Origin of the sequence: Spirillospora sp. NPDC000708 (assembly GCF_040299565.1) — a bacterium.
Classification (GTDB): Bacteria; Actinomycetota; Actinomycetes; order Streptosporangiales; family Streptosporangiaceae; genus Spirillospora.
Map to the genome: position 1 here is coordinate 180,300 of NZ_JBEPCJ010000004.1, position 11,020 is coordinate 191,319.

12 protein-coding genes are annotated in these 11,020 nt (G+C 73.5%); 5 read left to right on the plus strand and 7 right to left on the minus strand.

Annotation, left to right across the window (positions count from 1 at the left end):
- Positions 1 to 6: 6 nt before the first annotated feature.
- Positions 7 to 810: an enoyl-CoA hydratase gene (locus ABT299_RS05110; RefSeq protein WP_500249818.1), complete on the plus strand. Its 804-nt coding sequence runs from the start codon at positions 7 to 9 to the stop codon at positions 808 to 810.
- Here ABT299_RS05110 and ABT299_RS05115 read toward each other — a convergent pair.
- Positions 800 to 1,900 (minus strand): hypothetical protein, encoded by a 1,101-nt coding sequence (locus ABT299_RS05115; protein WP_500249819.1) that lies wholly within the window; start codon positions 1,898 to 1,900, stop codon positions 800 to 802. The genes ABT299_RS05110 and ABT299_RS05115 overlap by 11 nt on opposite strands.
- A 112-nt stretch (positions 1,901 to 2,012) precedes the next feature.
- Here ABT299_RS05115 and ABT299_RS05120 point away from each other — a divergent pair, with 112 nt between their 5' ends.
- The gene (locus ABT299_RS05120) at positions 2,013 to 2,435 is read left to right on the plus strand and encodes a TIGR03668 family PPOX class F420-dependent oxidoreductase (RefSeq protein ID WP_500249820.1); all 423 of its coding nucleotides are present in this window, start codon (positions 2,013 to 2,015) and stop codon (positions 2,433 to 2,435) included.
- 36 nt (positions 2,436 to 2,471) lie between these two features.
- Here ABT299_RS05120 and ABT299_RS05125 read toward each other — a convergent pair whose 3' ends face one another.
- On the minus strand, positions 2,472 to 3,470 hold the full coding sequence (locus tag ABT299_RS05125; RefSeq protein ID WP_241756389.1) for an ADP-ribosylglycohydrolase family protein: 999 nt from the start codon (positions 3,468 to 3,470) through the stop codon (positions 2,472 to 2,474).
- Positions 3,471 to 3,485: 15 nt separating this feature from the next.
- Positions 3,486 to 4,292 (minus strand): helix-turn-helix transcriptional regulator, encoded by an 807-nt coding sequence (locus tag ABT299_RS05130; protein WP_500249821.1) that lies wholly within the window; start codon positions 4,290 to 4,292, stop codon positions 3,486 to 3,488.
- A gap of 68 nt (positions 4,293 to 4,360) precedes the next feature.
- Between ABT299_RS05130 and ABT299_RS05135 the strand changes: the two genes are divergently transcribed.
- Positions 4,361 to 4,771: a DUF2000 domain-containing protein gene (locus ABT299_RS05135; RefSeq protein ID WP_190866488.1), complete on the plus strand. Its 411-nt coding sequence runs from the start codon at positions 4,361 to 4,363 to the stop codon at positions 4,769 to 4,771.
- Here the strand turns inward: ABT299_RS05135 and ABT299_RS05140 are convergent.
- Both ABT299_RS05140 and ABT299_RS05145 read right to left on the minus strand, forming a co-directional pair.
- A complete protein-coding gene (locus ABT299_RS05140; RefSeq protein WP_387023557.1) occupies positions 4,755 to 5,846 on the minus strand; it encodes an acyl-CoA dehydrogenase family protein in 1,092 nt (363 codons plus the stop codon). The two genes, ABT299_RS05135 and ABT299_RS05140, sit on opposite strands and share 17 nt — an antisense overlap.
- A 108-nt stretch (positions 5,847 to 5,954) precedes the next feature.
- A complete protein-coding gene (locus tag ABT299_RS05145) occupies positions 5,955 to 6,197 on the minus strand; it encodes a hypothetical protein (RefSeq protein ID WP_190866492.1) in 243 nt (80 codons plus the stop codon).
- A gap of 131 nt (positions 6,198 to 6,328) precedes the next feature.
- Between ABT299_RS05145 and ABT299_RS05150 the strand changes: the two genes are divergently transcribed.
- The gene (locus tag ABT299_RS05150) at positions 6,329 to 6,910 is read left to right on the plus strand and encodes a Uma2 family endonuclease (protein WP_500249822.1); all 582 of its coding nucleotides are present in this window, start codon (positions 6,329 to 6,331) and stop codon (positions 6,908 to 6,910) included.
- Positions 6,911 to 6,955: 45 nt separating this feature from the next.
- On the opposite strand, the gene sbnB is transcribed toward ABT299_RS05150, so the two are convergent.
- Positions 6,956 to 7,981: a 2,3-diaminopropionate biosynthesis protein SbnB gene (sbnB, locus tag ABT299_RS05155; RefSeq protein WP_500249823.1), complete on the minus strand. Its 1,026-nt coding sequence runs from the start codon at positions 7,979 to 7,981 to the stop codon at positions 6,956 to 6,958.
- Positions 7,982 to 8,019: 38 nt separating this feature from the next.
- Positions 8,020 to 8,976, minus strand: coding sequence for a 2,3-diaminopropionate biosynthesis protein SbnA (gene sbnA / locus ABT299_RS05160; protein WP_347257059.1), 957 nt, complete (start codon positions 8,974 to 8,976; stop codon positions 8,020 to 8,022).
- Positions 8,977 to 9,253: 277 nt separating this feature from the next.
- Between sbnA and ABT299_RS05165 the strand changes: the two genes are divergently transcribed.
- Positions 9,254 to 10,768 carry an amino acid adenylation domain-containing protein gene (locus ABT299_RS05165; protein ID WP_500249824.1) on the plus strand — a complete coding sequence of 505 codons (1,515 nt, stop codon included), beginning with the start codon at positions 9,254 to 9,256 and terminating at the stop codon, positions 10,766 to 10,768.
- Positions 10,769 to 11,020 lie beyond the last annotated feature (252 nt).

Genomic DNA, 11,020 nt, shown 5'->3' on the forward strand with positions numbered 1-11,020 from the left:
GTCTCGTTGCCCTTCGTCCTGATCGACAAGCCGCGCCCGCACGTCACGCTCATCACCCTCAACCGGGCCGAGCGGATGAACGCGATGGCGTTCGACGTCATGGTGCCGTTCCGCGAGGCCCTCGAAGAGGTGAGCCGCGACAACGACACCCGCGCCGTCGTCATCACCGGCGCCGGGCGCGGCTTCTGCTCCGGCGCCGACCTGGAGTCGGCCGGCGCGCCCCCCGGCATCGACGGGCTGACGCTGTCGACGATCGCGCTGCGCTCGATGGAGCTGCTGGACGACGTGGTCCGCGCGATGCGCCGCGTCCACCAGCCGGTGATCGCGGCGATCAACGGGCCGGCGATCGGCGGCGGGATGTGCCTGAGCCTGGCCGCCGACATCCGGCTCGCCGCCGAGACCGCGCTGTTCCGCGCCGCCGGGATCAACAACGGGCTGACCGCGAGCGAGCTCGGCCTCAGCTACCTGCTGCCGCGCGCGATCGGCGCGTCCCGCGCGTTCGAGATCATGCTGTCCGGCCGGGACGTGGACGCCGCCGAGGCCGAGCGGATCGGGCTGGTCTCCCGCACCGTCCCCGGCGACAAGCTGCTGGACGCCTGCTACGACCTCGCCGAGCGGATCGCCGGGTTCAGCCGTCCCGGCGTCGAGCTGACGAAGCGGTCGCTGTGGTCCGGGCTGGACGCGTCGAGCCTCGACGCGCACATGGGGCAGGAGGGCCTCGGGCAGCTGTACGTCCGGCTCACCACGCAGAACTTCGACGAGGCGATCGCGGCCCGCAAGCAGAACCGCCCGCCGGACTTCAAGGACTGACCTCCGGCGCGGCGGCCGGGCCGGCGGCGTCTCCGGGCGGCGGGGCGGCGGCGCAGCGGGGCCGGGTCCGCCGCTGGTACGACAGCGCGGCGATGCCGAGCGCGATCCCGTAGACGCCGAACGCACCGATCCCGCACGCGGCGACCGTCCACCCGGACCATCCGCTCATGAGCCCGTCGTGCGGGAGGTCCCGGACGCCCGCGGCGATCGGCAGCAGGTAGGCGAGCGTGCCCACCACCCCGTACGGGCCGAGCGTCGCGGCGCCGAGCCACGCCGGCACGAGCGGGAGCCAGCGCGGCACGCGGCGGCCGGTGAGCGGCGGCGCCCACTGCGGGAACACCTGCCCCCAGCGGTGCGTCAGCCCGAGCAGCAGGAAGATCCCCGCGAGCGCCGACAGCGTGGTGAAGTCCAGCCCGTACCGCTCCAGCGTCAGGACGAGCCCGGACGCGCCGTTGCGGCGGAACTCCGCGACGACCTCGTCGCCCGGGATCCCCGCGAACGTCCCCCCGAACGCCCACGTCGTCTTCATCGCCATGTACGGGACGAACGCCAGCGCGCCCGCGTACGCCGCCCGCCGGACGCCGCGCGGCGCGTCCGTCACCGGCGCCGGGACCTTCGCGGCCCCGATCGCGGCGTGCACGCGGCCGCAGCGCGCGCACGCCCCCTCGGTCCGGCGGCGGAACGCCGCGGCCGCCCCCGCGAACAGGGCCGCGCCGACCGCGCAGGACGCCTCGACGCCGAACACCGGCCAGTCGTCGACCGTCCCTGTGAACACCAGCTGAAGCGTGCTCATGACGATCCCGAACGTCCCCGCGCCCGCCACCGCGCAGGCCGCCCAGAGCCCCGCGAGCGGCCAGGCCCGCGGCAGGAGCCGCCCGACGTCCCGGACGCTCGCCACCGCCATGATCCCGCCGGCCAGCAGGACCGCCCCGATCGGCCAGGCCGCCGCGTGCGCGTCCCGCACGTCCCGCAGCGGATAGCCGGCCGTCCCGCCGGCGGCCCAGTAGAGGGCCAGCGCCGCCGCGCCCACCGCCCACGCCCCGGCCGCGTACCCGGCCCACGCGGGCCACCGTCTGAAGATCGTTTCCACGGGTCCGAGCCTTCCGGACCGCGCCCCGGCGGGCCTCCCGCCCGGGAGCGATCCGCCTCGCCCGCGCGGGGGAGCCTGGGAACCGCCGCCGCGCCGTGGCAGGCTGCACCCCGTGCCCAAGCTCTCACCGGACGACGCGCGCCGGCTGCTCGCGAGCGTCCCCGTGGCGCGGCTCGCGACCGTCGGGGAGGACGGCCGCCCGCACCTGGTCCCCGTCACGTTCGCCGTGCACCGCGGGTCGGTCTACACCGCGGTCGACCACAAGCCGAAGAGCACGCGGGACCTGCGGCGGCTGGCCAACGTCCGCGCCAACCCGCACGTCGCGCTGCTCGCCGACCACTACGAGGACGACTGGGAGCGGCTCTGGTGGGTCCGCGTCGACGGCCGCGCCGCCGTCGTCGAGGACGACGCCCGCCGCGCCGAGCCCGTCCGGCTCCTCGCCGCCCGCTACGCCCAGTACCGGGACCGCCCGCCCGAGGGCCCGGTCATCGCGATCGCCATCGACGCCTGGACGGGCTGGACCGCCGGGCTTTAGAGGCCGGCGTCGACCGCGCGGACGGCCCCGGTGGCCTCAGTCCCAGGCGCTCCCGAGCCGGGCCAGGTCCGCCGCGTACTCGATCCGCCCGGCCCACGCGGCCGGCCAGGCGTCCATGCCGAGGTGCGCGCCCGCGAACGCGCCCGCCAGGCACGCGATCGAGTCGGAGTCGCCGGAACTCGCCGCGCCGCGCCGGATCGCCGCGACGGGCTCGTCCGGGAACAGCAGGAAGCACAGCAGCCCGGTGGCGAGCGCCTCCTCCGCGCACCAGCCCGCACCGGTGATCTCGCACGGGTCGGACGCGCGGTCGCCCCGCGCGAGGGCCTCGTCCAGCCGGTCGAGGACGGCCAGGCACTCGTCCCAGCCGCGCGCGATGAACGTCTCGGGCGCGTCCATGCCGGGCCGCTGCCACAGCGTGCCGAGCCACCGCTCGTGGTAGACGGACCGCTGCTCGTGGCAGCGGGCGCGCAGCGCGGCGGGCAGGTCCGCGGGCGCCATGCCGTCGGCCAGCCACCGGACGGCGAACGCGGTCAGCTCGCTCGCCGCCAGCCCGGTCGGATGCCCGTGCGTCATCGCCGCCTGCAACTGGGCGGCGCCCGCGCGCGTCTCGTCCGTCAGGCCGGGCGCGAGCCCGACCGGCGCCACGCGCATGTTCGCGCCGCAGCCCTTGGAGCCCGCGACGGTCGCCTCCACCCACGGCCGCCCGGCCGCCAGGCCCCGGCAGGCCTGAAGGCACGTGTTGCCCGGGGCGCGGTTGTTGTCGGGGCTGTTCAGCCAGTCCACGAACCGCCGCCGCCACATCGGCGCGACCAGGTCGGGGGTGAACGGCGGGTTCGCCAGGGCGTCCAGGAGGGCGAGGCCCACCGCGATCGCCATCTGCGTGTCGTCGGTGACGAGGGCGGGATCGCCCTCCGGCTCCGCCGGGCCCAGCGCACCGAAACGCCGGTCTATCTGCTCCATCGTGAGGAACTCGGTGGGCGCACCCAGTGCGTCCCCGTACGCCAGTCCGAACATCGCTCCGCTCGCCCGCATCATGGGCGACATTGTTCCTCAATCGCCGCAGGCGGCTCGAAACCTCCCCGGCGTCATCGCGTAGCAGCGGACGAACCACCGCGTCAGATGGCTCTGGTCGGCGAACCCCGTCGCCGCCGCCACCTCCCCGATCGGCTCGCCGCGCGCCAGCCGCACCCGCGCCGCGCGCAGCCGCAACTGCCGCTGGTAGTCGCTCGGCGCCATCCCGTACGCCCGGCGGAACGCCCGGTACAGCGCGAACCTGCTGCACCCCGCCGCCTCCGCCAGCTCGTCCGCCCCGATGTCGTCCAGGTAGCGGTCCTCCAGCCGGCGCCGGGCCCGCGCGGCGGCACCGGACGACGGCCCGACGCGGAGCCGCCCGGACGCGGCACGGTTCACCATCGCGCCGACCGCCGCGGTGAGCAGCTCGTCCCGGCGCAGCGCCGGGGCGCCGCCGAGCAGCGCGCCGTGCAGGGCCCGCAGGCTCCGGGCGAGGACGGGATCGCCGACCACCGGGGCGTCGAACAGCGGGAGCCCCGCCGGACGCCCCCCGATGTCGGCCAGCACCCCCGCCACCAGCTCCGGGCCGATGTGCACGATCCGGTAGGTGAAGCCCAGCGCGTCCGCCGGGCGGCCGTCGTGCGGGTCGTCCGGGTTGAACGCGATGACCATCCCGGCGGCGCTCGTGTGCGCGCCGCCCCGGCACCGGAACGCCTGGTAGCCGTCCTCGGTCACGCCGAACGAGTACGTCTCGTGGCTGTGCCGGTGGTAGGCGTGCCGCTCGAAGTGCGCGTGCATCGCCTCCAGCGGGCGGTCGGGCGACCGCCAGTACCTGCTCCAGTCCACGCCCCCAGTGTGGCCCGGCGCACGAGCGTTCAAGACCGCCGCCCGTCCGTCCCGCCAGCCTGGACGGCATGCGCTTCGACACCAAGATCGGCATCGTGGTCCGCGACGACCTGGCCGCCTGGCAGCGGCTCAACGTCACCGCGTTCCTGGCGAGCGCGGTGGCCGGGGGAGTGCCCGGCGTCATCGGCGACCCCTACGAGGACGCCTCCGGCAACGCCTACCTCGCGATGTTCCGCCAGCCCGTCCTCGTCTACGAGGCCGGCGCCCAGGACGTCAAGGCCGCCCACGCGCGGGCCCTCGCCCGCGGGATGGACATCGCCGTCTACATCGAGGACATGTTCAAGACCGGCCACGACGAGGCCAACCGCGCCACCGTCCGCGCCGTCACCGCCGAGGACATGCCGCTCGTCGGCTTCGCCGTCCACGGGCCGAAGAACGGCGTGGACAAGGCCCTGAAGGGGCTCAGGCTGCACCCGTGATGCCGGCGAGCGCGGCGAGCCGCTCGCGGTGCGCGTCCGGCGACCCGAACAGCTGCCGCGACGACTGCGCCCGCTTGAAGTACAGGTGCGCGTCGTGCTCCCAGGTGAAGCCGATGCCGCCGTGCAGCTGGATCGCCTCGCCCGCCGTGTGGAAGAACGCGTCCGAGCAGTACGCCTTCGCCAGCGCCGCCGCGCGCGGCAGCTCCTCCGGGCTCTCGTCGGCGGCGGCCGCCGCGTTCAGCACCGCCGACCGCGCGGACTCCACCAGCACGAACATGTCCGCGCACCGGTGCTTGATCGCCTGGAACGAGCCGATCGGGCGGCCGAACTGGTGCCGCACCTTCGCGTACTCGACCGTCATGTCCAGCGTCCGCTGCGCGCCGCCGAGCTGCTCGGCCGCCAGCGCCACCGCGGCGACGTCCAGCGCGTGCCGGATCGCGTCCGCGCCGCCGACCCTCCGCGCCGGGGTCCCGTCGAACACGATCCGGGCGAGCTTGCGCGTCTGGTCGAGCGTCGGCATGGACGTCCTGGTCATGCCCTCGGCATCGGCGTCCACCGCGTAGAGCCCGACGCCCTCCTCGTCGTTCGCCGCGACGAGCACGAGCCCGGCGAGGCATCCGTCGAGCACGAAGCTCTTGGTCCCGCGCAGGACGCCGCCCTCGAACCGCGTCTCCACGGCGTCGAGGTCCCAGCTTCCGCCGTCCTCCGCGATCGCGAGCGTGGCGATGGTCGAACCGTCCGCGATGCCGGGCAGCAGGTCGTGCCCGCCCTCCCCGGCCCGCAGCGCCTCCGCCGCGGTGATCGTGGCGAGGAACGGCGCGCACACGACCGCCCGCCCCATCTCCTCGAACACGACGGCCAGCTCCCGGACGCCGAAGCCCGCGCCGCCGTGCTCCTCGGGGACCGCCAGGCCCTGCAGCCCGAGCTGCTCCGCCATCTGCGCCCACATCTTCGGGTCGTGGCCCTCGGCCGTCTCCATCAGCCGCCGCACCTCGGCCGACGGCGACCGGTCGGCGAAGAACCGCCGCAGCGCGTCGCGCAGCTCCCGCTGTTCCTCGGTGACGACGAGCTCCATCCGGCGGCCTCCCTGACCAGACACGTGCACGGCAGTGGACCATCCTCCCGCCCCGCGCCCGTCCGGCGCCACCGCCTCCCGCTCACCGGGACGTCCCCGGCCGGCGGGTCAGGCGTCCCAGTCGTGCGGGCCGAGGACGTAGCCCTTCGGGGTCGAGTGCAGGTGATTGATCGACACCAGGTGGCCCAGCGCGGCCCAGAGATCCTCTTCGGGCGCCTCCATCAGCCGCTCGATCGTCTCGAAGTCCGCCGCGCGGCCCTCGACGTCGATCTCCGCCACGGTCTCGTACACCGCCAGCTCGAAGTCGCTCAGCTCCTGAACGTCCCCACGCGGATCGTCTCGCTCGTCCATGACCGACCCGTGCCCGCTCCCCGCCCCTCCTATCCACTCGGCTGGGACGAGCTCGACCCTCCCATGACGAAGCGCACTCGAACTGTCACACGTTGAATATAGGTTCCCCGTCGAGACGAGAGGAGCCGCTCGTGACGGCGGACAACGACGTGGGTGCCCGGGAGCGGGAGGGCGTTCTCCTGGAGCACTTCCTGGAGACCGATGCCCCGAAGGGCTACCGCGTCGAGCTGATCGACGGGGAGATCTTCGTGACCGGCGTTCCGGTGGGATCGCACGAGCACTGCGTTTCCGAGTTGATCCTGCAGGTCTGCGGACGCTGCGCCCGCAGGTTCGATCCGCTGCCGAGCCTCGGCGTCGTCCTGCCGGGGCGCGACCGCGACCTGGACGACCACGTGCGACCGGACTTGGTGCTCGTCCCGTCGGACGGGCACTACGTCCACAGCGGCGACCCCTGGTCACCGTCTGACGGCATCGCCATGGTCGTCGAGGTCACGGGTTTCCGGCCGGAACGCGACCGCGAGGCGAAGCGGTGCGCGTACGCCCGCGCGAACATCCCGCACTACCTGCTGGTGGACCGGGAGAGGCGAAGGGTGACCCTGTTCAGCGAGCCGGACGGCAGGGACTACGGCGACTCGCACCAGGTGCCGTTCGGGAAGGCGATCTCGCTGCCGGAGCCGTTCGGGATCGAGCTGGACACGTCCGAGTTCGCGTGACCCGGTGGGATGCCGCGCGGGCGGGCGGCCTCTTCGAGGTGCGGGTCAGCCGTAGCGCTTCATCTCGTGGAAGAAGCCGGGGATCGTGTGCAGGTTTCCGGCGGCGGTTACCTGGTCGTGGACGTACTTGGCGACGGCGAGGTCGAGGACGCCGAGGCCGAACGGGGAGAAGACCACCGGCTTGCCGGCGGGCGGGGTGGTGGCGCCGGTGAGGACGTCGTAGAGGGTGCCGGCGACGAAGTCGCGGTTGCCGACCTTCTGCTCGGCCAGGTGCGGCGACGTGTTGGCCTTCATGCAGTGCTCGACGTCGTCCACGACGTTGTACGCGGACAGGATGATCTCGGGGGAGAGGTCCCGCAGCGAGACGTGCAGCACGAGCGGATTGTGCGCGAACCAGGCCGGGTCGGTGACGTGCGGCTCGCCCGCGACGGTGGCGAAGACGATCAGGTCGGACGAGCGGATCAGCGACTCGGCGGAGTCGTGGACGGTGACCGTGCCCTTCTCGGAGCGTTCGAGGTAGCCCTTGAAGCCCTCGGCGTGCTCGGGGGACAGGTCGTGGATGCCGAGCTCGTCGAACGTGAAGCCGTTGCCCGCCAGGTAGGTGTGGATGTACCGGGCGATCAGGCCGACGCCGACGAAGCCGACCCGGCGGGGCCGGTCGCCGCGCGCGTCGGCGAGGGTCGCGGCGGCGAGCGACGCCGACGCGGCGGTGCGCGCGGCGGAGATGATGGAGCTCTCCAGGCACGCGAACGGGTAGCCGGTCTCGGCGTCGTTGAGGATCAGCACGGCGGACGCGCGGGGGATCCCGTTCGCGACGTTGCCGGGGAAGCTGGAGATCCACTTGATGCCGTGCACGTCCACGTCGCCCTTGACGGAGGCGGGCAGCGCGATGATCCGGTCGGACGGCCGGTCCGGGAACCGCAGGAAGTAGGAGTCGGGGTTGACGGTGCGGCCCTCGCCGTGCAGCCGGTAGGCGGCCTCGACCATGCCGATGACCTGCTCCTCGCGCCCGGCGATCGCGTCGTGGACCTGGGCGCCGGAGATCACGGCGAACGTGGGGGCCTGCGTCATGGAGGGACTCCGTGTCCTTTTCGCGGTGTTCGGGATGATCAGACGCCGAGAATACCGGCGGCCGGGAGATCGAGGCCCGGGAGCAGTTCGCCGAAGTGCTCGCCGAGCCAGCTCTCGTCGTAAAGGGAGTCGAGGTAGCGTTCGCCGAGGTCGGGGGCGATGGCGACGGCGACGGGGTCCTCGCCGGGGTACTTGGCGTCCAGCCAGCGGGACGCGCCGGACACCACGGTCCCGGTCGAGCCGCCGAACAGGAACCCGCGCGAGGACAGCGCGTGCACGGTGCGGATCGTGTCGGGCTCGGCGACGTGCACGACGTCGTCGATGTAGGACTCGTCGACGAGCGCGGGCCTGGCGCTGGTGCCGAGGCCGGGCACCATCCGCCGCTCGGGGATGCCGCCGAAGGTGACCGAGCCGACCGCGTCGACCGCCACGATCGTGACGGGCCGGCGGTGCTCGCGGAAGTAGCGGGCGCAGCCCATCAGGGTGCCGGTGGTGCCCGCCCCGACGAAGAGGACCTCCAGGTCGGGGAACTGCCTGTCGATCGCCGGCGCGGTCCCGCGGTAGTGGGCGAGCCAGTTGTTGCGGTTGGCGTACTGGTTCAGCCAGACGTACCCGTCGCCGGACGCGCACAGGTCCTGGACGTACTTGATGCGGCCGCCGAGGTAGCCGCCGTTGGCGTCCTTGTCGGCGATGACGCGGACCTCCGCGCCGAGCGCGCGCATGACCTTGACGGAGGCGGGGTTGCAGCGCGGGTCGGTGACGCAGACGAACCGCAGGCCGCGGTCGGCGGCGATCAGGCTGAGCGCGATGCCGAGGTTGCCGGAGGACGACTCGACGATCGTCGAGCCGGGGGCGAGCACGCCCTCGCGTTCGGCGGCCTCCACCATCGCGGCTGCGGCCTTCAGTTTCACCGAGCCGGCGAAATTGAATCCCTCGCATTTGAGGAAGAGCGGACGGTCGATGACGCGGCGTAGGTCGACGTAAAGGTCGTCCACATTGAAATCCTGCGGCGAGGTGATTATCGGCACGCTGTCACCCTTGAATGAAGAAACAATTCCCTCATCTTCCCCCGAGTTCGCCGCGGGCCTCACGCCAGACCATGGCGGAGCCTCACCGTACCTTCGGGCATGTTCCGTCGCAACCCCCGATTACCTGCGAGTAGGGTCCAATCCGCGGAATCCGGAGCGGTGCCGACCGGAGCCGGACATAAGCTATGACCTCCACTTCTTTTGCCGATGACGGTGGAGAAGAACGACATCACGGAGAGTGAAGATGAGCGCTCGCGGCCCGGCCGTGGATCGGCTGCTGCCCCTGGACGGCCTGCCCGTCCTCGCCGTGCCCGCCGGCGAGGCGGAGCGGGCGCGGGAGCTGGCGGCGCGGCACGGGATGGTGCGCGAGCACGCGGTCGACCTCGCCGACCCGCTGATCGTCCGGGTGGAGCGGTTCGCCGCCGAGCGGGACCGGCCCGCGGTGACCGACCGGACCCGGTCGCTGTCCTACGCCGGCCTCGCGGCGGAGGCGCGCCGGCTGGCCGCGCTGCTGGCGGGCGCGGGCGTCGAGCCCGGCACCGTGGTGGGGGTCGGCGGCGGGCGCTGCGCCGCGGTGGTGGCGGCGTTCCTGGCGATCGAGCTGGTCGGCGCGCTGTACGTGCCGGCCGACGAGACCTGGCCGGCCGGGCGCGTCCGCGACGTCCTCGACCAGGCGGGCGCGTCGGTGCTGGTGCTGGTGGACGACGGCGCGAGCGCGCCGGCGCTGCTGGAGGGCGCCGCGGAGGCCGGGTGCCGGGTGCTGCGCGCGGCGGACGCGGCGGGCCTGGAGCCGTGGGCGGGCGGGCCGCGCCTGCACGGCCTGGACCGGCCCCGGTACGTGCTGTTCACCTCGGGGTCCACGGGCCGGCCGAAGGGCGCGGTCGTCGAGCACCAGGGGATGGTCAACCACCTCTGGGCCAAGATCGTCGACCTGGAGCTGACCGGGGACGACGTCCTCGCGTTCACCGCGCCGCTCGGGTTCGACATCTCGATCTGGCAGATGCTGGCCCCGCTGCTGGTCGGCGGCCGGGTGGACGTGATCGGCGACGAGGTCGGCCACGACCCGGTCGCGTTCGCGCGGGCGGTGGACGAGCAGGGCATCACGGTCGTCGAGCTGGTCCCGACCATGGTCCGGCACCTGCTGGACGACCTGCCGGGGGCGCCCGAGGGGAGCCTCGGCGGGCTGCGCTGGATGATCGCTACGGGCGAGGAGCTGCCGGCCGAGCTGGCGCGCCGCTGGCTGGAGGCCATGCCGCACGCGCGACTGCTCAACGCCTACGGGCCCACCGAGTGCTCCGACGACGTCACCCACCACACGGTGACCGGAGGGGACCTGGACCTGCTGCGGCTGCCGATCGGCACCCCGGTCGTCAACGCGCGCCTGCACGTCCTGCGGGAGGGCGACGACGGGACCTGGACGGCGTGCGACGCGGGCGAGACCGGCGAGCTGTTCGTCGGCGGCGTCGCCGTGGGCCGCGGCTACCTGGGCAACGACGAGCGGACCCGGGAGGCGTTCTACCTGGACCCGTTCGGCCCGTCACCGACCGGGCGGCTCTACCGGACGGGCGACGCCGTGCGGCTGCTGCCCGCCGGGGCGGGCGGCGAGGACCGCCCGACCCTGCAGTACCTGGGGCGGGTCGACCGGCAGGTGAAGATCTCCGGCGTGCGGATGGAGCTGGGCGAGATCGAGGCGGTGCTGCAGCGGCATCCCGGGGTGCGCGCCGCGGCCGTCGTCGTGCACGAGTACCCGGCCAGGTAGCGGCCGGGCCGGGGCGGCCGGCGGCACTCCTCGCACGGAGATCATTTAACGCTCCGTAATCGCCTTGTTCGTGTTGAGTTGTCAACCTTTGTCATAGGGTGAGCGTCCTGCCGCTGACCGCCCATGCCGGTGACCGGGTCTTTTGTCACTCCCGTGAGCAATTGGCGGGGTCAAGTTCTACTTTCGAGGGGATTGCGAGGCATGTGACAGGCTGGTTAACTGTGGCCCCGCTACTCCTGAGTAGGACGATGG